This is a genomic window from uncultured Desulfobulbus sp., assembly GCF_963662935.2.
Lineage (GTDB): Bacteria > Desulfobacterota > Desulfobulbia > Desulfobulbales > Desulfobulbaceae > Desulfobulbus.
Genome location: NZ_CAXXTL010000001.1, coordinates 473,296 through 496,397, shown reverse-complemented (window position 1 = coordinate 496,397; position 23,102 = coordinate 473,296). Strand labels below are relative to the sequence as shown.

General features: G+C 53.6%; 17 protein-coding genes and 2 pseudogenes. 11 read left to right on the top strand and 8 right to left on the bottom strand.

The window, feature by feature from the left end; all coding sequences use genetic code 11:
- Positions 1–4: 4 nt before the first annotated feature.
- The 6 genes and pseudogenes from ACHZCX_RS02160 to ACHZCX_RS02135 form a co-directional block, all read right to left on the bottom strand.
- Entirely contained in the window at positions 5–565 is a 561-nt protein-coding gene (locus ACHZCX_RS02160) for a recombinase family protein (protein WP_319585595.1), read from the bottom strand.
- Between the two features lie 463 nt (positions 566–1,028).
- A complete protein-coding gene (tnpA, locus tag ACHZCX_RS02155; RefSeq protein ID WP_319585594.1) occupies positions 1,029–1,460 on the bottom strand; it encodes an IS200/IS605 family transposase in 432 nt (143 codons plus the stop codon).
- Between the two features lie 210 nt (positions 1,461–1,670).
- A pseudogene (tnpA, locus tag ACHZCX_RS02150) lies at positions 1,671–1,933 on the bottom strand (IS200/IS605 family transposase); the annotation flags it as partial.
- 14 nt (positions 1,934–1,947) lie between these two features.
- Complete coding sequence (locus tag ACHZCX_RS02145; protein ID WP_319585209.1) at positions 1,948–2,889, bottom strand: IS3 family transposase; 942 nt, start codon at positions 2,887–2,889, stop codon at positions 1,948–1,950.
- Between the two features lie 74 nt (positions 2,890–2,963).
- Entirely contained in the window at positions 2,964–3,290 is a 327-nt protein-coding gene (locus ACHZCX_RS02140; RefSeq protein ID WP_319585208.1) for a transposase, read from the bottom strand.
- A gap of 51 nt (positions 3,291–3,341) precedes the next feature.
- A pseudogene (locus ACHZCX_RS02135) lies at positions 3,342–3,527 on the bottom strand (transposase); the annotation flags it as partial.
- Between the two features lie 572 nt (positions 3,528–4,099).
- On the opposite strand from ACHZCX_RS02135, the gene ACHZCX_RS02130 reads away from it, so the two are divergent.
- From ACHZCX_RS02130 to ACHZCX_RS02105, 6 genes are read left to right on the top strand one after another with little or no spacing between them, the layout of a single operon-like run.
- Entirely contained in the window at positions 4,100–4,837 is a 738-nt protein-coding gene (locus tag ACHZCX_RS02130; RefSeq protein WP_319585593.1) for a hypothetical protein, read from the top strand.
- 17 nt (positions 4,838–4,854) lie between these two features.
- Positions 4,855–7,851 (top strand): hypothetical protein, encoded by a 2,997-nt coding sequence (locus ACHZCX_RS02125; protein ID WP_319585592.1) that lies wholly within the window; start codon positions 4,855–4,857, stop codon positions 7,849–7,851.
- Positions 7,766–8,896, top strand: coding sequence for a calcium-binding protein (locus tag ACHZCX_RS02120; RefSeq protein ID WP_319585591.1), 1,131 nt, complete (start codon positions 7,766–7,768; stop codon positions 8,894–8,896). Before ACHZCX_RS02125 ends, ACHZCX_RS02120 begins: the two co-directional genes overlap by 86 nt.
- 45 nt (positions 8,897–8,941) lie before the next feature.
- On the top strand, positions 8,942–9,724 hold the full coding sequence (locus ACHZCX_RS02115) for a hypothetical protein (RefSeq protein WP_319585590.1): 783 nt from the start codon (positions 8,942–8,944) through the stop codon (positions 9,722–9,724).
- A 2-nt stretch (positions 9,725–9,726) separates the two neighbouring features.
- Positions 9,727–10,455 carry an Mbeg1-like protein gene (locus ACHZCX_RS02110; RefSeq protein ID WP_319585589.1) on the top strand — a complete coding sequence of 243 codons (729 nt, stop codon included), beginning with the start codon at positions 9,727–9,729 and terminating at the stop codon, positions 10,453–10,455.
- A 9-nt stretch (positions 10,456–10,464) separates the two neighbouring features.
- Positions 10,465–10,809 (top strand): hypothetical protein, encoded by a 345-nt coding sequence (locus ACHZCX_RS02105; protein ID WP_319585588.1) that lies wholly within the window; start codon positions 10,465–10,467, stop codon positions 10,807–10,809.
- On the opposite strand, the gene ACHZCX_RS02100 is transcribed toward ACHZCX_RS02105, so the two are convergent.
- Both ACHZCX_RS02100 and ACHZCX_RS02095 read right to left on the bottom strand, forming a co-directional pair.
- Positions 10,792–11,733, bottom strand: coding sequence for an IS3 family transposase (locus ACHZCX_RS02100; RefSeq protein WP_319585587.1), 942 nt, complete (start codon positions 11,731–11,733; stop codon positions 10,792–10,794). The two genes, ACHZCX_RS02105 and ACHZCX_RS02100, sit on opposite strands and share 18 nt — an antisense overlap.
- A 74-nt stretch (positions 11,734–11,807) precedes the next feature.
- A complete protein-coding gene (locus ACHZCX_RS02095; protein ID WP_319585208.1) occupies positions 11,808–12,134 on the bottom strand; it encodes a transposase in 327 nt (108 codons plus the stop codon).
- Positions 12,135–12,192: 58 nt separating this feature from the next.
- Between ACHZCX_RS02095 and ACHZCX_RS02090 the strand changes: the two genes are divergently transcribed.
- From ACHZCX_RS02090 to ACHZCX_RS02070, 5 genes are all read left to right on the top strand, one after another.
- Complete coding sequence (locus ACHZCX_RS02090) at positions 12,193–17,310, top strand: putative Ig domain-containing protein (protein WP_319585586.1); 5,118 nt, start codon at positions 12,193–12,195, stop codon at positions 17,308–17,310.
- The gene (locus ACHZCX_RS02085) at positions 17,246–17,884 is read left to right on the top strand and encodes a M10 family metallopeptidase C-terminal domain-containing protein (protein WP_319585585.1); all 639 of its coding nucleotides are present in this window, start codon (positions 17,246–17,248) and stop codon (positions 17,882–17,884) included. Before ACHZCX_RS02090 ends, ACHZCX_RS02085 begins: the two co-directional genes overlap by 65 nt.
- A 225-nt stretch (positions 17,885–18,109) precedes the next feature.
- The gene (locus ACHZCX_RS02080) at positions 18,110–20,245 is read left to right on the top strand and encodes a type I secretion system permease/ATPase (protein ID WP_319585584.1); all 2,136 of its coding nucleotides are present in this window, start codon (positions 18,110–18,112) and stop codon (positions 20,243–20,245) included.
- On the top strand, positions 20,242–21,585 hold the full coding sequence (locus ACHZCX_RS02075) for an HlyD family type I secretion periplasmic adaptor subunit (RefSeq protein ID WP_319585583.1): 1,344 nt from the start codon (positions 20,242–20,244) through the stop codon (positions 21,583–21,585). Before ACHZCX_RS02080 ends, ACHZCX_RS02075 begins: the two co-directional genes overlap by 4 nt.
- Positions 21,575–23,041 carry a TolC family protein gene (locus tag ACHZCX_RS02070; RefSeq protein ID WP_319585582.1) on the top strand — a complete coding sequence of 489 codons (1,467 nt, stop codon included), beginning with the start codon at positions 21,575–21,577 and terminating at the stop codon, positions 23,039–23,041. Before ACHZCX_RS02075 ends, ACHZCX_RS02070 begins: the two co-directional genes overlap by 11 nt.
- Positions 23,042–23,102 lie beyond the last annotated feature (61 nt).

Below are 23,102 nucleotides of genomic sequence, written 5' to 3'. Positions count from 1 at the left end.
ATGGTTACTTATCCGTTCTCAGGTATTGGTACAAAGTTTCGCGGCTGATACCAAGTTCGTCAGCCAGCTTGGTCTTTCGTTCGCCCGCCGCAGCCCGTTGTCGCAGTTCGATCACTTGCTCGGGTGATAATGCTTTTTTGCGGCCCCGGTAGGCTCCGCGTTGCTTGGCAAGAGCGATACCTTCGCGTTGCCGTTCGCGGATCAAGGATCGTTCAAACTCGGCGAAGGCCCCCATGACCGAAAGCATCAGATTGGCCATCGGAGAGTCTTCACCGGTGAAAGTCAGGCCTTCTTTGACGAACTCCATTCGCACGCCCCGTTGAGTTAGGCTCTGCACGATACGACGCAGGTCATCAAGGTTGCGTGCCAGTCTGTCCATGCTGTGAACAACCACGGTGTCGCCTTCACGAACGAAGGCAAGCAGTCTTTCCAGCTCAGGCCGCTGGACGTCTTTGCCTGAGGCCTTGTCGGTAAACACCTTGCCGACGTCGATGTGTTCAAGTTGGCGTTCCGGGTTCTGGTCGAAGCTGCTGACGCGGACGTAGCCGATGCGTTGGCCTTGCAAGATGTCTCCTCCAAAGGGTTGTATTGTCAGGTTGAACTCTATTACCTTTGGTGAAATGTGTCAATAAATAGCAAAACAAACTCTATTCTGACGTTTAACGCGATCCTTCCTGATATCAGGTTAGGGTATGCTTCAATCGGACATTACCAACAAAAAGTCACAAAAAAGTTCAGTTGATGCCTCTATTCTCGCAAGGTGCAAACATAGATGGGATCGACACATGATTATAGCCTAAGAAAAGAAACGGCGGACAAGGATGCATTGCCGGATTAACCGTCACGGGCATCTTCGTCTGACACTTTGGCCCCTACATTTCTCTCTTGCCGGAAAATCTTCATTCCTCCTGTTCCGAGCATCTTCATACAGCAGTCAGTGACCACCGGCAAAGCCGGTGGCTTGAAAGATTGTGAACCGCTCAAAGCGGTATGTTTAACAGATACTCTGACCACCATTCGGTGGTCGACTATCTGAATAGTTGCAGTTGCTCGACACGATGGTCTTCTTGTTCTTGCTCGCGGATGTAAGCCCGCACAACCTCTTCATCGGCACCGACAGTTGAAACAAAATAGCCCCGTGCCCAAAAACTCATGCCGCTATAGTTCTTCCGTTGGCCAAGGTAGGTCCGCGCTATATGGATCGCGCTTTTTCCTTTCATATACCCAACCATCTGCGATACCGCATATTTCGGCGGTATCGAAATCAGCATGTGCACATGATCGGATTGCAAATGCCCTTCCAACACCCGGCTCTCCTTCTGCCGGGCAAGGTCATGGAACACATCTCCAAGATTCTTGCGAAGTTGACCGTAAAGCATCTTCCGACGGCATTTCGGTATCCACACTACATGGAACTTGCAATCCCATTTCGTGTGGCTTAAACATTGTAAGTTGTTCATGAAGCCTCCTTTCTCGTGACTTTGAGCGGTCCACGTGAGAGGAGGCTTCTTTATTATGCCGGAACCGTCAAACTTTTGTTGTCCCCCGGCAAAGCCGGGGGTTTACCTAACGGAAGTCAGTGACCACCGGCAAAGCCGGTGGCTTGAAAGATTGTGACCCGCTCAAAGCGGTATATTCAACAGATTCTCTGACCACCATTCGGTGGTCGACTATCTGAATAGTTGCAGTTGCTCGACGCGATGGTCTTCTTGTTCTTGCTCGCGGATGTAAGCCCGCACAACCTCTTCATCGGCACCGACAGTTGAAACAAAATAGCCCTGTGCCCAAAAACTCATGCCGCTATAGTTCTTCCGTTGGCCAAGGTAGGTCCGCGCTATATGGATCGCGCTTTTCCTTTCATATAGCCAACCACCTGCGATACCGCATATTTCGGCGGTATCGAAATCAGCATGTGCACATTGTTCCGCCTCAGTTGGAAATGGACATTCAAGCTGTTTGCATTAAGGGGTTATGGGGAGCCGTATTATCTCCCCTTGGGGTGATTGGCCCGTAGGCACGAAGTCGTTTTTTCTTTCTCAGTTCCCGGGCTTTTTCCAGTTTTTTGTCTCGCTCTTTGAATATTTCCTGTTCTCTGCCGTTCAATTTGTCCATCGGCGCGATATATCCGATGGCGCTGTGCAACCTGACGTTGTTGTAGTGATGGATAAACCCTTCAACCATTCTTCGGGCATCGTCAAGGGAAAGCGGGACACCGGGACGAATACATTCCCCCTTGATGGTTGCGTGGAACCGTTCCAATTTGCCGTTGGACTGCGGATAATACGGCGATGTCCGCACATGCGTCATTCCCGAGATACGGATGAATTCTTTGAAATCCTTGGCAATAAATTGTGGCCCGTTATCTGAAATGATCCTTGGCCGGGCTTCGGGAAAGTGCTCCTTGGCGCGTTGCAGGATGATCTCCACATCCATTTCCGTCATCTGTTCCCTGATCTCCCAGTGGACAATGAAACGACTGCATCCATCGAGAATGCTGCACAAATAATAAAATGTGCCGCAGATGTTGATATAAGAAATGTCCACATGCCAATGGTCATGGGGCCTGAGCGGTTGCACAAAGCCGGTGCCCTTGAGGCTTTTCTTCCGGTTCCATTTCTGCAGCAACCCTGCCTGGCCTAGAACTCGCCAGGTGCTGCTGGGGCTGACGGCAACGATGTCCTGATCCAGTAGCATAAACGTCAACCGCCGATACCCCTCAAGGGAATTGTTGACAGCAAAATTGACGATCGCTGCCCGTTCCCAAGGTTCAAGCCAGAAATCCCGGGGGATCAGCCCATTATGTTCGTTGGCCTTGCCGTACCGCTTGATCCATGCATAAAACTTGCTCCTGGAAACGGCCAGCCAAGCGATGATCTCTTGCAGGGCCACTTCAGCTTTCTTGCTCCAATGCTTGCTGAAATCAACAACGGTATCACGTGTATCATGAGGAACCCAGCTACCATTCAGAGCTCCCCAAGTTCTTTTTTTAACTGGATATGCTCCTCCAGTAACTCGGAAAGAACCTCGTGTTTCCGACGTAATTTATCTTCAAGCTGATGGATTCGTTGTTCTTGTACCTTCTTGGAGTCTTTGTTTTCTAGGGCAAAAGCAGCAGCTCCCTTTTCGAAAAACTGCTTTTGCCAACCGTAGAATGTATTCGGCTGCAGTTGGTATTCATCGCAGAGATCCGATACCGTTTCCCGGCCAACCAGGTGGCGCTTGAGGATGATTACCTTCTCTTCAGGGCTGTAGTTGTGACGTTTCTTTCGCATGGACTTTCCTCCGTTCATAATGGTTTATCATGAACAGCTCAAAAGTCCTATTCCCGTTGAACCAAGACACACATGATCGGATTGCAAATGCCCTTCCAGCACCCGGCTCTCATTCTGCCGGGCAAGGTCATGGAACACATCTCCAAGATTCTTGCGGAGTTGACCGTAAAGCATTTTCCGACGGCATTTCGGTATCCACACTACATGGAACTTGCAACCCCATTTCGTGTGGCTTAAACATTGTACGTTGTTCATGAAGCCTCCTTTCTCGTGACTTTGAGCGGTCCACGTGAGAGGAGGCTTCTTTATTATGCTGGAACCGTCAAACTTTTGTTGTCCCCCGGCAAAGCCGGGGGTTTACCTAACGGAAATTATTTTATCTTCCCCCATTTTCCTTGAAGGCATTGCAGCACAAAGATTTTTGGATTTTACCAACCTGGATTTGAGCAGGAATCCAGGTTGGTATATTTACCTAAATTCAACTTGTTAAAAAAATAATCCATTGCCCTGCAGGCACGTCTTTTGGTAGAGAAGACGGATGCATGTCAATTCCGCAATCGACTGAGCAAATGGAGGTGACGGCGGAGGGATTTGAGCGATTGTATGCCGCCAAACCCACGGCTGTTATGGAAAGAGGAGTGGTCACCAGCAGCATGCCCAACCCGGCTAGGTTGAACAAGTTGCTTCAGGACCAGAGTAATCGTGGTTTTCCCGTTTGTTCGATCTTGCCCAGAGAACGAGATGATGAAAGAAAAGATACTATTGCGTTCCACCCTCAGAGTTCACCAATACGCGCCCTGCGATAATCAGCAATAGAGAGAAACGTTATGATAAATAAAATCTATCCCTTCAAAGCATTATGGTCCATTTTGGCGTTATTGCCTGCTCTTTTGAGTGGCTGCATGTCCCTGGCTGGTTCCAACCCATTGGGGCTGGGTACGAGCTGGCAGGAGGAGGTTCTGCTCCACGACGGCAGGACGATGGTGGTGGATCGGTCACTGAGCTATGGCGGCAGGCATGAGATCGGGCAACCAGCGCCCATCAAGAAGCAAACCGTCTCCTTCAAATTGCCCGATTCGAGTAAAACCGTTATCTGGACCAGCGAATATAGCGAAGATATTGGCCGGGCCAATTTTAACCTGCTTGCCGTGCACGTGCTGAACGATATTCCCTTTATCGTGGCCACACCCAACCTGTGCCTCTCTTACAACAAGTGGGGCCGGCCAAACCCTCCGTATGTTTTTTTCAAGTTTAATGGAACAGGCTGGCAGCAGATATCTTTGAAAGAGTTTCCCACCGAATTCAAGACGATCAATATTGCCATCTATCTCGGAGGACCGGACGTGGCGGAGATGGCGGGGATGGGCCTAGTTCCTGCCGAGAAAATCCAGAAGGCAAACCAGGAACTGCGGCAACCCGAATACCAAACCATCCTCCGGGAACCTATCAAGCCAGAGGGCAATTTCGGTTCCTCGGTAACTTGTGAGGAGTTGATTTGGTATAAATGCGGGTGGGGTGCACCGGGGGAATTTAATAGAAAATATTTCGAACAAACTTGTAAATAGCAAAATGGAGTTTAGATATGGCCACACAATTTGAAATAGATTGCGCCTTACTGGCAGGTGTTGCTTACCGTTCAACTCGCGATCCCATTAATCGTTTTCCAGTCCCTTCATCAGCTGGCTGGAGTGAGATTACACAGTTGCATAGGAGTTTACCATCCGGCTTCGAAGCCGTCTCCTTCCAGCGCGGCAATGAAATCGTCATCTCCTACGCTGGCACCTACCCTGGCGATCCGAACGATTTACTTGCGGATGTGGGCTTAGCCACCGGAAACGGTTCGATTCAACTCACCCAGGCGATCGACTATTACCTGCAAGTCGCTGCTCAGGTGAGGGCAACTAACCCCAACGCCACCATCACCCTCACCGGCCACAGCTTGGGAGGTGGGCTGGCAGCCCTGGTCGGGGTCTTTTTCGGAGTCCGCGCCGTCACCTTTGATCAGGCCCCCTTTGCCAACACGGCCAAGGCCACCTCCTCCGCAGCGGACGATCTGCTCTCTTATCTGCAAAACACCGTGTACGCCGATGCCGCCGTGCGCGCGGAGCGGGATAAAGCGGTGACCGCGCTCACTGCCTTCCTGCAGCAGCGGGCAACCAATGGCGGCATTCCCAATTCCAGCTTGGTCAGCACCATCAGCGTGGAAGGGGAACTGCTTTCCTACACCGCACCCATCAGTTGTCTGGACATCATCGGGCCACCGGCAGAGATCCTGACGCATGGCGACGGCAACATTGCGGCACTGGACTTGCCTGCCGGGACCGGCCTGCACTCGCAGGCCCTGTTGACCGCCTTCCTGTATGGCGACCTGCTCGCCGGGGGCAAGACCCTGTGCAAGGTCAGCAAGAAACTGCCGCAGCTGGTTGAGATGTTGTGTGATACCAACTTGTTTTCATTCGATACAGATAAAAACAAAGTTAATTTCCTCGAACGCTTAGTCCAGCACCAAGTGGGCACGAACGGCGCTGCCGGCGACGCCATGATCAACCGGTTCACCGGCGACCTGTGGAAGATCGCCCAGGATGGCGGTCTCAGCCTGACCGAACCCAACCTGGCCAAGATGCTCACCGCCTTTGCCATGGAGGCCTATTATACCCAGGGGCAGCCGGGCAAGCTGACCGCAACAGAATCGCTGTTTCAGGAGGTCGACGGCGGCATCCGTTTCGATCGGACCAGGGTGGCGACCGATCTGACAGCTGCCAAGGGCTACCAGTACTGGATGGACTACAAAACCCTCTTGTCGGAGGGCACCACCGTCACGGGATTGGACCTGGGGGCTAAAATACAGGAGCAGTTGCCCGGTCTGACGGATTGGTACATCCAGGCCGGATCAAGGGGGATGACCGCCACCGCCGGTACCCAGCGCGCCTTCATGCTCGGCGGGGCCGGGATCGACCATCTAACCGGCGGCAGCGCGAATGATGTGCTGGTGGGCAACGGTGGTCGCGCTATTCTTGACGGTGGCGCTGGCGACGACCTCTTGCTGGCGGGCTGGAGCAGTACGCTTATTCGCGCCACGGATGAAATGAGCAGGGACCATTACCCGCTCGATACCAGCGGCGACACCCTCATCGGCGGCGTTGGTAATGATACTTTGATCGGCAACGGAGGAATCGACAATCTTGAGGGCGGCGATCAATCCGACCACCTCTACGGCATGGGCGGCAACGATGTCCTGACCGGGGGCAAGGGCGACGATTACTTGGAGGGCGGGGAGGGGATAGACACCTACGTCATTAACACCGGCGACGGGCATGACACAATCGTCGACGAAGGGCGCAATATCCTCAAAATCAACGGCGAAACCTTTGCCGGAGTGTTCGTCAAGGATGAGGGCTCGGACAGTTATATCTTCACCAGCGACGATGGAGCAGTCACAAGAAGCTACACTATGACCTTCCACTCCCCCGGTACACTAACTCTCGACGGCAGCACCAGCATCACCTTCGCCAACCAGACTAGCGCTGCAGATTTCGAGGATGGTGATTTCGGTTTGACCCTTTTTGAGAACGAGACACCGGATCAGTTTGACATCACCCTGACAGGTGATGATTCAATTAATTCTTGTGAAATTCTTGAGTTCGAACAAAATGGTACCGAATTTTTTTTCGGGTTCTCTCGCAATGCAATAGCTAATGCTGACGGAAGTTATGGCTACTTAGAGTGGATTTTTTTCCAAGAAGAGGTGCATGTAGACACGAGCTTCATGTTGACCGGTGGCGCTGGCAACGACATGTTGGCCGGCTTGCTTGGCAAAGATCATCTTGTCGGTGGAGACGGTAACGATTGGTTATGGGGAGTAGACCTTCATACGTTGAACCCGTCGATATCACCGCAAGGCGGCGATCTGCTGGAAGGTGGACCTGGAAACGATTGGTTGAATGGTTCCGGGGCGGACGACATATTGTATGGCGGCGATGACGCGGATATTCTTGCCGGACTGCCAGGAAAGGATCTCTTGATGGGTGAGAGCGGTAACGATTTTCTGGTCGGTGGTGCTGCCGACGATGTCGCATGTGGAGGAGAAGGCGATGACATCCTGCTTGGTGATGGGGGGCTTGTCATCAGGGCCGATCTCCTACTGACCGACACCCTTTCCATCAATCTCATTTATGAAGACGATTACCTAATGGGCATGACCTCTCCGGATATCCAATTTGATTTGGAGCATCCTGGTGCCGGCAACGACCGGCTTTTCGGTGGTGCCGGTAACGATTGCCTCGTCGGCGGGTTGGGTGACGACGTTCTCTCCGGCGACAGGGGAAAGGACGTTCTCTGGGGCGACAATGACGCCGGTTCAAGCAACGGGGGGGACGACAGCCTATATGGCGGTGCCGGCGACGATTTGCTCTTCGGTGGAGGCGGCAGTGATTACATTTTTGGAGACACGGAAAACGATACATTATTCGGCAATGACGGCGAGGATGAACTCCATGGCGGCAGCGGCAACGATGGGCTGTTGGGGGGAGCAGGAAATGATTTGCTGTTCGGTGATGAAGGCGACGAGGCTGTGGGGTGACAACGGCGACACCACAGCAAGCGGGAGCGATAGCATGCACGGTGGAACAGGCAATTACCAGCTCATGGGCGAAGGAGGCAATGACACCTTGTTCGGTGACGAAGGAGATGATCTGCTTCTTGGTGGTCAAGGCAATGACCTCCTGATTGGTGGAATAGGCAAAGATAGCCTCTACGGTGGTGAAGGCGATGACGAATATATTTTTTCATCCGGGGATGGTGCTGATTATATCACCGACCAGGAAGGGCAGAACCTGATCCGGCTCGATAGTGTTTCCACCATCTCCTCGCTGGAATGGATGCATGCCAGCGTCAATACCTCCGGAGCCATCAGCTACAATCAAACAGGTCAAGACATCGTCATTCGCTACGGCAGCGGCAACGTATTGGTCCTATCAGGGGCCGCCGCTGGCAATTACACCTTTCAACTGGGCGATGGCTATGTCTACAACTACATTGATTTTTTCGATTCGGGTAACGAATATCAGCACTACGAGGGTGGTAACGACTCGATTTCCTGCGGGGATTCCAACGACAGAATATACGCTGGCGGCGGCAATGACACCGTTCACGGTCTTGGCGGTAACGATGCCATCAGTGGTGGCAACAGCTTCAGTAACGAATTTGTCGCCCTGTTGCGCCAATATTATCCATGGCTTCCAGACGGGTTTTCTGTTGATTGGTCGGGAGGTGACTCGGAATCCCTTGTCAATAACAATGACGAACTTTATGGCGATGACGGCAACGACATCCTGGAGGGTGGTGTTGGCATCGATCAGCTCTTTGGAGGCAACGGTGATGATGCTCTCTCCGGCGGCGACGATATAGACTCCCTTTATGGTGAGGATGGAGACGATTTCCTCAGTGGAGGTGCGGATGGAGACATGCTCGACGGTGGGGCGGGTAATGATCGAATGGAAAGTGGAACCGGAGACGACCTGTTGCGGTTTGATGAGGGGAGGCTAATGAACGAAGGACAGTCTTGGTATTACGTAGTAGCCGCGTGCGGCGGGGCGTCAATTAAAGGTCCAGACTGTGATAGGTAAAATCAGCTTCCTACACTACCCTGTTTTCCTCTGGAGGCAAGCGGCATGAAATACATGAAGGGATCGTTGTTTTTGTTGGTGGTCTTTGTGATTCTGGGAGCGGGTATCAGTGCCTTTGCTTTCCTGGGTTTTGGCAATTCGGTGAGTTGGAAAGAAGAAGTGCTGTTGCATGATGGGCAGAAGATTATTGTTGAGCGCTCGCAGAGTTATGGCGGACGCCACGAGATTGGGCAATCTGCGCCGATCAAAGAACAAGCCATTTCATTCACTCTGCCCAACACGAATAAAATCGTTAAGTGGACCAGTGAGTACAGCAAAGACATAGGCCGTGCCAACTTTGACTTGCTGGCATTGCATATTTTGAAGAGCACGCCCTATATTGTCGCCTCTCCAAATTTGTGTCTTTCTTACAACAAATGGGGACGTCCAAATCCTCCGTATGTGATTTTCAAATATACGGATGCAACATGGCAGCGAATACCTCTGGAGAAATTTCCGGCTGAGTTTCAAACCATCAATGCAACTATTAATACTAAAGGTCATGAAAAAGAAATAGTCAGCGAGAAACTGGTCACCACGGAAAGGGTTAGGAAGTTCAACAACTCCCTCAGCCAACCCGAATACAAGACCATCTTGCGGGAGCCTAAAAAGCCAGTGGATCTCTGTCCCGAGGAAATTCAAACACAGAGTGGAGGATGGCTCGGTATCGATTGGTTTTCTCGTCAACCCAACTATGAAGCATGCATGAAAGTGTGCAACCGTGAAAAGGTCAGCCCCGAACACTGCCCATGCGATAGAATTTTTAATAAAAACAGCGAGGAGCAATAATCATGGCAACCGAAATCGAATTGGCAGTGATGGCAGGGCGCGCCTACCAGTCTACTCGCGATAGAGATACAAATTGGTTTCCTGCCCCTGACCCTGAAACATGGACAGAAATGGAACACACTTCAGAGCCTTCCGGCTTCGAGGCCGTTTATTTTCAGCGCGGCACCGGAGCAAACAAAGAAATCGTCATCTCCTTTGCCGGTACGTACGACAAAGATAATATGGGCGATATCGCAACCGACATAGCGTTGGGAGCGGGCCTTTTCGCCATGCAGCTCTTGCAAGCGGCGGAATATTATCTTCAGGTCAAGGCCGAGAACCCAGATGTCCAAATCACTCTCGCCGGTCACTCACTGGGCGGCGGACTGGCCGCGCTGGTGGGGGTATTCTTTGGCGTGAATGCGGTTACTTTCGACCAGGCTCCGTTCCGTAAAACTGCTGAATGTCATTACCCAGAAAGCCCTAATAATGACCCCTGTGCGGTTCTACTTTCTGTTCTTCAGTATAATCAAATTGATCAAAGCCTCCTACAGCCTTTAGAAGAGTACGTAGCCGCGATGCGTCAAGGTTACCTTGGTGTACTGCAAGATCGCGAGGATGATGTCTGGAACATCCGCGTGGATGGCGAATTTCTCTCTGGTATTTTTCCGGTTAGCAAAGTTGACTTCATCGGCACGACATCGCCAGCCGATGTACTCACCCATGGCGCAACCGATCTCTCGGGCATTTAGCTCCATTCCATGGCCCTGCTCACCGCTTTTATCCAGAACCCCTCCTTCCAGAATCTGACCAACCAGCTAACCGACTTGCTGGGAATGATTTTTGATGAGGACTTGTACTTCCACGAAACAGATACTCCTGATCCCAATTTTCTCGAAACCCTCCTCCGTCACGAATTCGGTCTGCGCGCCGCCGATGGCTCCGTCACTTTGGGCGCCGACAACATGCTTGCACGTTTCACCACTGACCTGAAAACCATCGCTCAGAAAGGCGGCCTGTCCATGAGCGACGCCAATATAACCAAAGCCCTGACCGCCTTTTGTTCCGCCTCAGTTGGAAATGGACATTCAAGCTGTTTGCATTAAGGGGTTATGGGGAGCCGTATTATCTCCCCTTGGGGTGATTGGCCCGTAGGCACGAAGTCGTTTTTTCTTTCTCAGTTCCCGGGCTTTTTCCAGTTTCCGGTCTCGCTCTTTGAATATTTCCTGGTCTCTGCCGTTCAATTTGTCCATCGGCGCGATATATCCGATGGCGCTGTGCAACCTGACGTTGTTGTAGTGATGGATAAACCCTTCAACCATTCTTCGGGCATCGTCAAGGGAAAGCGGGACACCGGGACGAATACATTCCCCCTTGATGGTTGCGTGGAACCGTTCCAATTTGCCGTTGGACTGCGGATAATATGGCGATGTCCGCACATGCGTCATTCCCGAGATACGGATGAATTCTTTGAAATCCTTGGCAATAAATTGTGGCCCGTTATCTGAAATGATCCTTGGCCGGGCTTCGGGAAAGTGCTCCTTGGCGCGTTGCAGGATGATCTCCACATCCATTTCCGTCATCTGTTCCCTGATCTCCCAGTGGACAATGAAACGACTGCATCCATCGAGAATGCTGCACAAATAATAAAATGTGCCGCAGATGTTGATATAAGAAATGTCCACATGCCAATGGTCATGGGGCCTGAGCGGTTGCACAAAGCCGGTGCCCTTGAGGCTTTTCTTCCGGTTCCATTTCTGCAGCAACCCTGCCTGGCCTAGAACTCGCCAGGTGCTGCTGGGGCTGACGGCAACGATGTCCTGATCCAGTAGCATAAACGTCAACCGCCGATACCCCTCAAGGGAATTGTTGACAGCAAAATTGACGATCGCTGCCCGTTCCCAAGGTTCAAGCCAGAAATCCCGGGGGATCAGCCCATTATGTTCGTTGGCCTTGCCGTACCGCTTGATCCATGCATAAAACTTGCTCCTGGAAACGGCCAGCCAAGCGATGATCTCTTGCAGGGCCACTTCAGCTTTCTTGCTCCAATGCTTGCTGAAATCAACAACGGTATCACGTGTATCATGAGGAACCCAGCTACCATTCAGAGCTCCCCAAGTTCTTTTTTTAACTGGATATGCTCCTCCAGTAACTCGGAAAGAACCTCGTGTTTCCGACGTAATTTATCTTCAAGCTGATGGATTCGTTGTTCTTGTACCTTCTTGGAGTCTTTGTTTTCTAGGGCAAAAGCAGCAGCTCCCTTTTCGAAAAACTGCTTTTGCCAACCGTAGAATGTATTCGGCTGCAGTTGGTATTCATCGCAGAGATCCGATACCGTTTCCCGGCCAACCAGGTGGCGCTTGAGGATGATTACCTTCTCTTCAGGGCTGTAGTTGTGACGTTTCTTTCGCATGGACTTTCCTCCGTTCATAATGGTTTATCATGAACAGCTCAAAAGTCCTATTCCCGTTGAACCAAGACACTTTGCCATGCAGGCCTATTACAACAACCGCCTTGCCGCCAATGCGACTCTGTTTGACACGGAAGGCGTTACCGGCGGCGGCCTCCACTTTGACCGCACCCATGTGGCCGACACCCTTGAAGGTGAAAATGGCGTTAAAGGCTACGACATGTACTTCAAGAACTATCTGGAAACATTACCGGCCCAAGATCGCCCTTTTATTGAAGCATTATTGCCCAACCTGCTCGATTGGTTTGTCCCGGTAGGCGGGGGCGGCATGAGTGCCACGGCTGGAGCTCAGACAGCCTTCATGCTCGGCGGTACCGGCAGTGACACCCTCATCGGCGGAAGCCAGGCTGATGTTTTAATTGGTAACGGTGGAGCGGATATCCTATCAGGTGGAAGAAGCTACGATTACCTTTTTGGCGGTGCAGGCATCGACACCTATATCATCAACAGCGGTGACGGTAACGACACCATCATCGATGAGGGGCGTAATATCCTCAAAATCAACGGCGAGGTTTTCGCTGGTATCTTTACCAAAGTCGAGGGGAGCGACAGTTACGTCTACACCAACGGCGACCAGTCCTATACTCTGACCTTCGGTTCCTCCGGTAGTAGCACGCTGAGCATTGATGGCAACACCAGGATTAACTTCCTCAACCAAACCAGCGCTGCTGATTTTGCCGACGGACAATTCGGCCTGACATTGTGGGAGAATGAGGCTCCAGCTGACTTTGACCTTGACCTGACCGGTACCGCTGCGACCAACACCAGTGAACTGATATATTTTGGCGGAGAATCGGTGGCGTATTTTTATGGATTCTTCCAGGTTTCAGCCTTCAATGCCGACGGCACCACAAGCGGCAATTGGTTGTATTCGGAGTATGACCTTGCCCTTGATACGAGCCTCACCTTGTCCGGTGGAAATGGGAACGATCGATTGGAAGGGTTGCTCGGAGCTGACCACCTGATCGGCGGCGAAGGTGACGATGCGCTGTGGGGCGTCAATGGCGCCTTGTTGGGCCTCCCTCAGGAACAGCAGCAAGGGGATTGGCTTGAAGGGGGAGTCGGCATCGATCTGCTGTGCGGTGGTGGCGGGGAGGATATGTTGTACGGCGGGGATGATACGGATATCCTTGCCGGCAAGTCAGGGAAAGACCTGCTCATGGGAGAACGTGGGAACGACCTGGTGGTGGGGTGTGCAGCCGACGACGTTCTCAGTGGTGGTGCGGGCAATGATTTACTGGTTGGTGACGGGGGCCTGATCATCCAGGCTATATCCTTGAACAGCAATCCCTATTCCATCAATTTTTCCTACTTTGACGGGTACTTGATCGGCATGAGCTCGTCGGAAATTCAATTGGATACAGCGTATTTCGCCGATGGCGATGATCGTCTGTTCGGTGGCAGTGGCACGGATTGTCTGATCGGTGGTTTAGGCAATGATTTTCTTTCCGGTGATGACGATAATGACATCCTCTGGGGCGACAATGATGCAACCTCCGGCAGCGGCGGGGATGACACTTTGTACGGCGGGGCTGGCGACGACCTGCTGTACGGTGCAGGGGGGAGCGATTTCCTGGAGGGCGGCAGTGGGATCGATGAACTGTATGGAGGTGAAAATAACGACGTCCTGTTCGGCAATGATGGCAGCGATCGTCTCTGGGGGGATAACCCCGATAACACAGGTAACGGCGACGACGAGATGCATGGTGGCGCCGGGGAGGACATACTTGCCGGCGGATCCGGTGATGACACCCTCTGCGGCAATACAGGCAACGACCAGCTGTATGGCGGCTCCGGCAATGATACCTACGTGTTTTCCGTTGGGGATGGCATTGATTACATCGACGACCAGACTGGTCAGAATCTGATCAGCTTTGCAAGTATCACCTCACTTGCATCGGTTGAGTGGATGCGGTGTGTCGTGAACAGTTCGGGCGCAGTCAGTTACAATCAAGCCGGTTTGGATATCCTGCTCCACACCAATAATGGTGATAGCGTCGTCCTTCATAACGGAATGGCGGGTGCATTCTCTATCGAGTTGGGCGATGGCTCCAGATACAGTTGGACCAGTTTTTCTGATCAGGCAACCGAGTATCGCCAGTACAGCGGCGGAAATGACTCCCTGTCATCTACCGAAAATGATGACCGAATTTATGCCGGATGCGGCAGCGATACTGTCCATGGTCTTGGCGGTAACGATGCCATCAGTGGTGGCAACAGCTTCAGTAACGATTTTATTGCCCTGTTACGGCAATATTACCCATGGCTTCCTGAAGGTTTTTCAATAGATTGGTCGGTCGGTGACTCGGAATCCCTTGTCAATAACAATGACGAACTTTATGGCGATAACGGCAATGACATCCTGGAGGGTGGTGTAGGCATCGATCAGCTCTTTGGCGGCAACGGTGATGATGCTCTCTCCGGCGGCGACGATATAGACTCCCTTTATGGTGAAGATGGAGACGATATCCTCAGTGGAGGTGCTGATGGAGACATGCTCTATGGTGGGGCGGGTAATGATCGAATGGAAAGCGGAACCGGAGACGACCTGTTGGTTGGTGGCTTGGGCTCCGATTATCTGGACGGTGGAGAGGGCTTCGATTCTGCACGTTATAATGAATCCACCGAAGGTGTTGTTTTTGATTTAAACGCGGGCTCAGGTGTTGGTGGAGAGGCTGAGGGAGATATCCTTGTGAGCATTGAATATGTGCTCGGCTCCAGCCATGCGGATTCTATTTGGGGTAATTCCGGTGATAATCGCATCAATGGTGGCGGTGGACAAGACACCCTCTATGGGGGGGACGGCGATGATGTACTTGGTTACTTCACCTTAACTGCTTACGAATACTCTGATTATAATTATATATCCCCCCATGCTTTCACCATTGATGAGGCTAGTCACTTTAACGGAGGCAACGGCAACGACACACTTTACGGTGGCCGGTATTCAGAGATCCTTATTGGTGGCGCCGGTAATGATCTGCTTTCCGGTGGTATGGGGCACGACATCATGCAGGGAGGCGACGGAGATGACGTGTTTACCAACGGCACCACCTATGAAACCCCAGATGCTCTTTACTTCGATATCATGGAAGGGGGTGCGGGAAACGATGTATATCAGGCAGACATTTATTCCGGTGGTGTAGATATTATTAACGACCAGGAAGGCTGCAATATCGTACAATTTGTTCCATCACGGATGTTTGAGGATTCGTATCCGGATCTCTCGGCATTCACCATCGGCTTCGGCCAAATCGACATGGATCAGCTCCAAGCACTCATGGCGATCGATTGGCGCGATTCGTCTGAGGCTGAGCAACAACTGACGGATTTTACGACATCCATAAGCCTGGGGCAAACCTGGTGCCCACCGGACAATTTCCAGGACCTCTACATCGCCAACAATGATTCAGCTTCGGGTATGGTTTCGGTCATTCTTGGCGGACGGAACGTCGATCTCGACTTTACCTACGATTTTGGCAACGGCAATGTGTATACCCATGCCGAACTCTTGGCAGAGGTGATCGGGCGTTACCAAAGCCCCTATTATGGCGAGGAGAACGACGTCATCGAGGGCGATGCCTTCGACAACGCCGTCTGGGGCGGCGGCGGGAACGATTATCTGTTCGGGGCGGGAGGCAATGACACCCTCGCCGGCGAAAGCGGCAACGACGAAATCGACGGCGGCGAGGGGAACGACACCCTGATCGGGGGAACCGGGAACGATTATGTGATCGGCAACTCGGGCAATGACGTCTATGTCTTCAATCGTGGTGACGGCCAGGACGACATTGACGATTATGATCTGGCCGTCAGTACGGATACGCTTCGGTTTGGCGATGGGCTGACCGATACCGACATCCTGGCCATCAGATCCGATGACGACCTGCTGCTGCGCGTGCAGGACAGCGCCGACCAAGTCAGGCTCTGGGGCTATTTTGCGCCAGACTATGAGGGAGAGGACGGCGAGCTCCACAACAGCAAGGTGGAATGTATAGAATTCGCCAACGGCGTTATTTGGGACCCGGCCATGGTCCAGACTGTTGTGGTCGACAACCACGCACCAACCATCAACATGCCTTTTCCCGCCATGCAGGCTCATGCCGGAAGCTTATTTACCACGGCCATTCCCGGCGATTCCATTATCGATTCCGATGCCTGGGATTCAATGACCTACAGCGTCACAATGACCGACGGCTCATCCCTGCCGGCCTGGCTGGCCTTTGATGCCGCCACCCTGACCTTTTCGGGCACGGCGGATGTGAACGATATCGGCAATCTGAACCTCACGATGTTTGCTCTCGATAGTTGTGGCGCCTATACGGAGCAGGCAATGACGCTGAACATCCTGCCCGCCAACCGGGTGCCGGAGGTCGCAGAACCGCTGTCCGATGCACATGCTGCCCTGGGGGCCGCATTCAGTTATACGATCGCCTCAACCACCTTTGCCGATCCGGACGGCGATACCCTCATCTTCAGTGCCACCTTGGCCGATGGCAACGCACTGCCGGCATGGCTTGCATTCGATCCGGTCAGCCGCTCCTTCAGCGGCACACCGCTCACTTTGGGCACAATGAGCGTACAGATAACCGCCACCGACGCCGGGGCTTTAACCGTTACCGATACCTTCAATCTCGCCGTTGTTTTGGAGCCAACCTTGACCGGTACGGCAGGTTCCGATGTTCTGGCCGGGGGAACCGGCAACGATGTCATGACCGGCCTTGACGGCAACGATTCCATGAGAGGAAATGCTGGTAACGATATCCTGCTGGGCGGTCTCGGCAACGACGTGCTCCATGGCGGTGCAGGTGCGGATCTGCTTGATGGCGGTGAGGGGCGTGACAGTGCCGATTACCGGGGTACAAGTGCGGCAGTTGCTGTCAATCTTGCCACTGGTGCGGCCACAGGCGGTGCTGCCGAGGGCGACACATTCCTTTCGATCGAAAATCTTTATGGAACGGACTTCGATGACACACTGATTGGTTCGGATCAGGACAACACACTGATCGGTTATGGCGGCAGCGACCTGCTTTCTGGTCTGGAAGGCAACGACAGCCTTCGCGGCGAAGACGGTGCTGACCAGTTGCTGGGCGGAGCCGGATGTACTCCATGGCGGTGCAGGTGCCGATCTGCTTGACGGCGGTGAGGGCCGTGACAGTGCCGATTACCGGGGTACAAGTGCGGCAGTTGCTGTCAATCTTGCCACTGGCACGGCCACAGGCGGTGCTGCCGAGGGCGATACATTCTTTTCGATCGAAAACCTTTATGGAACGGACTTCGGTGACACACTGATTGGTTCGGATCAGGACAACACACTGATCGGTTATGGTGGCGATGATGTGTTAAGTGGCGGGTTGGGCAATGATACGTTAAACGGCGGCGTGGGCAACGACATCTTTGTGTTCGACACCGTCCTGAGCGCAACGGCCAATAAAGACAGCCTCAGCGACTTTGTTGCGGGGCAGGATATCATTCAGCTGAATAAAGAAGTATTTACCGCCCTGACCACGCTGGGAACCCTTTCCGGTGCCAATTTTAACTCCAGTGCAACCGGCGCTGCCGGTGATGCCAATGATTACATCCTCTACAATACAACCACAGGTGCCCTGTTGTATGATGCCGACGGCAACGGTACAGGCGCGGCGGTGCAGTTTGCAACCCTGACCACCAAGCCGACAATCACGGCCAGCGACTGTATGGTTGCCGCCTGATATAAACCCAACCCACTCGACGGAAAGCGCCATCCCCACAACATGAGGATGGCGCTTTCTTTTGTTATCTTTCTGGGGGGGCAGCTGAAAGATACCCTGCCCCGTTGTTGTCGCCAGTGGAGTTTTGTGACCATCAGCTTGAGAAGAGAGCTGCTTTTCGAGAGATCAGTACGGGCCGCAAGGATGCGGTTTGTGCCCATTTGTTGCTAACAGAGACGAGGAGACATGGATTCAGGGCTTTTGGCATTGGTGATGATGGCCAGGTATCATGGCATCGCGGTTGATGAAACACAGCTGCGGCACGAGTTTGGCCAGGAGCCGTTTTCCACGGAACGGATACTGCTGGCTGCCAAACACCTGGGAATGACTGCCAAGCCCGTTGAGCAGGACCCGGATCGCCTGGAACGTGCGCCCCTTCCTGCCGTGGCCATCGACAAAGAGGGCAACTATTGTATCGCGGTCAAGTTCGGCTATGAGGGCGGTGACAAGGCCCGGCCGAAGATCATCGTCCAGCGGCCTGGTTCTGCCGCCGAGACGCTCGATCTCCCAGATTTTCTCGCGCAATGGTCCGGGCAGTTCCTCTTTTTCACCTCCAAGGCGAGTTTTGCCGAGGAACTGGCCAAATTTGACTTCAGTTGGTTCATACCGGCCATCGTCAAATATCGAAAATTGCTGGGCGAAGTTCTCCTGATCTCCTTTGTGCTGCAGCTCATTGGCCTGGCCACTCCTTTGGCTTTTCAGGTGGTGATGGACAAGGTGCTGGTCAATCACGCCATGAAAACGCTCAATGTCATTGCCGTCGGGCTGCTCTGCGCCACCCTGTTTGAATCGATTCTTACCGGAATCCGCACCTGGGTGTTTGCCCGCACCAGCAGCAAGATCGATGTCGAGCTCGGCGCCCGGCTTTTCCGGCATCTGTTGGCGCTGCCCCTTGCCTATTTCCAGTCGCGGCGGGTCGGTGATTCCGTGGCCCGAATCCGTGAGCTGGAAAACATCCGCTCCTTTCTCACCGGCAATGCCATTACTTTGGTGATGGACCTGTTGTTCTCCTTTGTCTTTCTTGGGGTGATGCTCTGGTACAGTGCTTTACTTACCCTGGTCGTCGTTATCTCCATACCAGTGTATATCGCCTTGTCGGTGGCGATTACCCCGACCTTGCGGGCACGCCTGAACGAGAAATTCAATCGTGGCGCCAAGAATCAGGCCTTTTTAGTGGAATCGATCAGTGGCATCGACACGGTCAAGTCGATGGCCGTTGAACCCCGCTGGATTCAGAACTGGGAAAAACAGCTCGCCTCCTATGTGTCTGCAGGAGTCAGTGCCAACAACGTCTCCATGGTGGCCAGCGGCGGGGTGAATCTGGTGAGCAAACTGGTGACGGTCGCCATCCTCTGGTTTGGCGCGTCGCTGGTGGTGGAGGGCAAATTGACAGTGGGTGAATTAATCGCCTTTAACATGCTCTCCGGGAGAATATCTTCTCCGATCCTTCGTCTTGCCCAGTTGTGGAATGACTTTCAGCAGGTGGGGATTTCCATGCAGCGCCTGGGCGATATTCTCAATGCCAAGACGGAGGTGGTGGGCCAGAAAACCCGGATTCCCCGGTTGGCCGGCACCATCGAGTTTGACCAGGTTTCTTTCCGCTACCGACCCGATGCCCCGGACGTCATTCGTGACCTCCAGCTCAAGATCGCCCCGGGAGAGGTGATCGGCATTGTCGGCCGTTCAGGTTCAGGGAAAAGCACCCTGGCCCGACTGCTGCAGCGCCTCTATGTTCCGGATCGTGGCCGGGTACTGATCGATGGCCAGGACCTGGCGGTGATCGACACCACCTCCTTGCGGCACCAGTTGGGCGTAGTCCTCCAGGAAAATATTCTCTTCACTGGCTCCATCCGGGAAAATATTGCCTTGGCTAACCCCGCTTTTCCCATTGAAACTATTATCGAGGCGGCGAAGCTCGCAGGCGCCCATGAATTCATCTGCGAACAACCGGAAGGCTACGATACCCAGGTGGGAGAACATGGTGCCGGGTTGTCCGGCGGCCAACGGCAACGGATTGCCATCGCCCGCGCTCTCATCAGCAATCCGCGCATCCTCATTTTTGACGAGGCCACCAGCGCCCTGGACTATGAATCGGAAAAAATCCTCCAGGACAACATGCGCAAGATCTGGGCCGGACGCACGGTGCTGATTATTGCGCACCGACTTTCGGCCGTGCGAGACGCGGACCGCATTATTGTGCTGGATCGGGGACAGATCGTCGAGGTCGGATCGCACAGCGAATTGATCGCGATCGATGGTGGTATTTATGCCCATTTGAATCAATTGCAACTTGGTTCAATCCCGACACCGGTGGCACTATGAGCGCCAAACACAAGCGAGAGGCGTATGTCGGGTTGTTACGCCATTATCGCAAGGTTTTTCAACACTACTGGCAGAAACGCAATGAGTTGGGCGGTGGGCTCTTTACTGAAGATGAAGCGGAATTTTTACCTGCCGCCCTCTCGCTCCAGGAAAAACCAGTTTCACCAACCTCCCGTCTGACGGCCAAGGTGTTGATACTGTTGGTCGTCGTGCTCCTTGCCTGGTCGATTCTGGGCCACATTGACATCATTGTCAACGCCACCGGTGAAATCATCCCCAGTGGGCGCACCAAGACCATTGCCTCGGTGGATGTAGCCAGCGTCAGAGCCCTGCACGTCGTGGAAGGGCAAAAGGTCCGGAAAGGGGATGTGCTGATTGAGCTGGATACCAGCGCCCCCGATGCCGAGCGCGACAAGGCCTTGTCAAGCGTGATGGAGGCGACCCTGCAGGTGGCAAGATCGCGGGCGATGATCACAGCTGTTGACAGCCGGAAACGACCGACACTCGCTCCGCTTGAAGGCATCTCTACCGAAAAGCTGCACGAGGCGCAAAAGCATTTAGATGGCCAGTTCCATGATTTTATGGCCAAACTCCAACGCCTCGATGGGGCAATCTCCCGCTATGCCCAAGCCTTGCCGCTGGCGACCCAGCGTGCTGTTGATTACAAGGAACTGGCCAAGGAGCATGATGTCTCCCAGCACGCGTATCTGGAAAAGGAGCAGGCGCGGGTTGATCTGCACGGGCAATTGGTGGAGGCAAAGGACCAGCGGACGGCTTTGATTGCTGAAACCAGGCGAGCCGCTTTCGATGCTCTGGCCGAGGGAGAAAAGATCGTCGGGGCGGCGCGGCAGGATGCGTTGCGGGCAGGCTCACACAGTAATCTGCTCAAGCTGGTTGCGCCGGTGGAGGGCACGGTACAGCAGCTGACCGTGCATACCATCGGCGGAGTGGTGCCGGCGGCGCAACCTCTGATGCTGATCGTCCCCAAGGAGAACCGCCTCGAGGTGGAAGCCTTCCTGGAGAACAAGGATGTGGGCTTTGTTGAGGAGAGCCAGATGGCGGCGGTCAAGGTCGATGCCTTTGAATATACCAAGTACGGCACCGTGCCCGCCAAGGTGGTGCATGTCTCGCGCGATGCCATCAAGGATGAGAAAAAGGGGTTGATTTACTCAATCCGGGTCGCACTGGATACCTCGATCATCCCGGTGAACGGCCACGACATGGAGTTGAGTCCGGGCATGTCGGTGAAGGTGGAGATCAAGACCGGCTCGCGCCGGGTGATCGAATACGTGTTGAGTCCGCTGCTGCAGCATAAGCGGGAGAGTCTCAATGAGCGTTGATTTCGGCAGGTATCAAGGATGTTATGGACGGATAGGCTTTCGAACGGGCGTGTTGCTGCTGGCAGGATTGATCTGGGCCGCGGCGGCGTGGGCTCTTGATCCCGCGTATCCGCTTGTCGATCCGTTGCGCACCAAGCCTGATTTGCTGCATACCGGGGTCACGCTTCCGGGCGACGGCGCGCCGGTTCCCTGTCCGGCGCAGAAAGATTTTTCTCTGCCGCTGACTTTGGGCGAGGCTGTTGATCTGGCCTTGTGCAATAATCCGCAGATCAGATCTTCCTGGGCAAATATCAAAATCCAGGCCGGGGCACTCGGCGAAGCACGATCTGCCTATCTACCCGCAGTAACTGGATCGCTTGGCCGGACCAATGACCAGATCAGGTATTCGGATTCCCGTTTCACCGAAACTAATGTCGATCAGAACACCGCGCAAGGGACCGTGACCTGGCGCCTCCTTGATTTTGGGGGACGAACAGCCAACCATCAGGCTGCTGAAAATCTACTGACAGCGGCACTCGCCAGCCACAGTGCCACCTTGCAAAAAGCGCTGACTGAAGTGATTCAAGCCTATTGCGATGCGCTGACCACTCGTGCGGCCTTCAACGCAAAAGTCGAGAGTGTGGATATTGCCACCAACACGCTCCGTTCAGCAAGGTCGCGGGAAGAAAAAGGGGCTCTTGCGCAAACCGACACCCTGCAGGCGACCACCGCCTTGGCCAAGGCCTCTTTGGAAAAAAACCGTGCGCAGGGCGGCTATGAAAAAGCCTTGTCCGTGTTGCGATATCTTTTGGGAGTGCCTGGAAATCCTGCGATCTCATTGCCGGAGAACCTGGATGAGAAGGCCGGTGAGAATGGCGGCAAGGCTCTGGCCGTTTGGTTAGATGAAACCCAGAAACAGCATCCCGCTCTTCTTGCGGCCCGAAGTCAACTCGAAGCCGCGCAGCAGCGGGTCGAAGCCACTCGCTCGGCAGGTTTGCCTTCATTGGGGCTTTCCGCCAGCTACTACCAAAATACCCGGCCCGGTGAAGCGGTCACGTACACCGACACGAAAGAAACCACTGTGGGACTTGTCTTGACGGTGCCCATCTTTGACGGATTTTCTTCCACCTACAAGGTTCGGGGCGCCCAGGCCCAGGTGGAGCAAAAGGAAGCGGTACTGGCTGACACCGAACATCAGATCGCCATGGAGGTCATCAAGGCGCATGCCGATGCCACTTCCGCCCTGCAGAATCTGGAGGCCTCCGCAAACCTGCTTGGAGCTGCACAAAAGGCACTGGCTGTTTCGCAGCGCAAGTATGCCAAGGGAGCTGCCGACATCAACGAGCTGTTGAACACCCAAGCAGCCCTGGCCGATGCGCGGCAGGAACGGATTCGTTGTCTGGCTGAATGGCGTTCTGCGCGCTTACGACTTCTGGCCAGCGCTGGACAGATAGGAAGAGCAGCAGCCGTGGAATAAGCTAAAGAATGAATAGTCTGGAAAACCGAAGGAAGCACTCAACTCAAAGCTGTTGGTCCTG

What these genes read in the sequence shown, in the direction of transcription:
- tnpA (WP_319585594.1), bottom strand. Translation starts at nt 1,460, where the DNA reads ATGAACAACTTACAATGTTTAAGCCACACGAAATGGGATTGCAAGTTC.
- ACHZCX_RS02140 (WP_319585208.1), bottom strand. Translation starts at nt 3,290, where the DNA reads ATGAACGGAGGAAAGTCCATGCGAAAGAAACGTCACAACTACAGCCCT.
- ACHZCX_RS02130 (WP_319585593.1), top strand. Translation starts at nt 4,100, where the DNA reads ATGATAAATAAAATCTATCCCTTCAAAGCATTATGGTCCATTTTGGCG.
- ACHZCX_RS02125 (WP_319585592.1), top strand. Translation starts at nt 4,855, where the DNA reads ATGGCCACACAATTTGAAATAGATTGCGCCTTACTGGCAGGTGTTGCT.
- ACHZCX_RS02120 (WP_319585591.1), top strand. Translation starts at nt 7,766, where the DNA reads ATGGCGGCAGCGGCAACGATGGGCTGTTGGGGGGAGCAGGAAATGATT.
- ACHZCX_RS02115 (WP_319585590.1), top strand. Translation starts at nt 8,942, where the DNA reads ATGAAATACATGAAGGGATCGTTGTTTTTGTTGGTGGTCTTTGTGATT.
- ACHZCX_RS02110 (WP_319585589.1), top strand. Translation starts at nt 9,727, where the DNA reads ATGGCAACCGAAATCGAATTGGCAGTGATGGCAGGGCGCGCCTACCAG.
- ACHZCX_RS02105 (WP_319585588.1), top strand. Translation starts at nt 10,465, where the DNA reads ATGGCCCTGCTCACCGCTTTTATCCAGAACCCCTCCTTCCAGAATCTG.
- ACHZCX_RS02095 (WP_319585208.1), bottom strand. Translation starts at nt 12,134, where the DNA reads ATGAACGGAGGAAAGTCCATGCGAAAGAAACGTCACAACTACAGCCCT.
- ACHZCX_RS02090 (WP_319585586.1), top strand. Translation starts at nt 12,193, where the DNA reads ATGCAGGCCTATTACAACAACCGCCTTGCCGCCAATGCGACTCTGTTT.
- ACHZCX_RS02080 (WP_319585584.1), top strand. Translation starts at nt 18,110, where the DNA reads ATGGATTCAGGGCTTTTGGCATTGGTGATGATGGCCAGGTATCATGGC.
- ACHZCX_RS02075 (WP_319585583.1), top strand. Translation starts at nt 20,242, where the DNA reads ATGAGCGCCAAACACAAGCGAGAGGCGTATGTCGGGTTGTTACGCCAT.
- ACHZCX_RS02070 (WP_319585582.1), top strand. Translation starts at nt 21,575, where the DNA reads ATGAGCGTTGATTTCGGCAGGTATCAAGGATGTTATGGACGGATAGGC.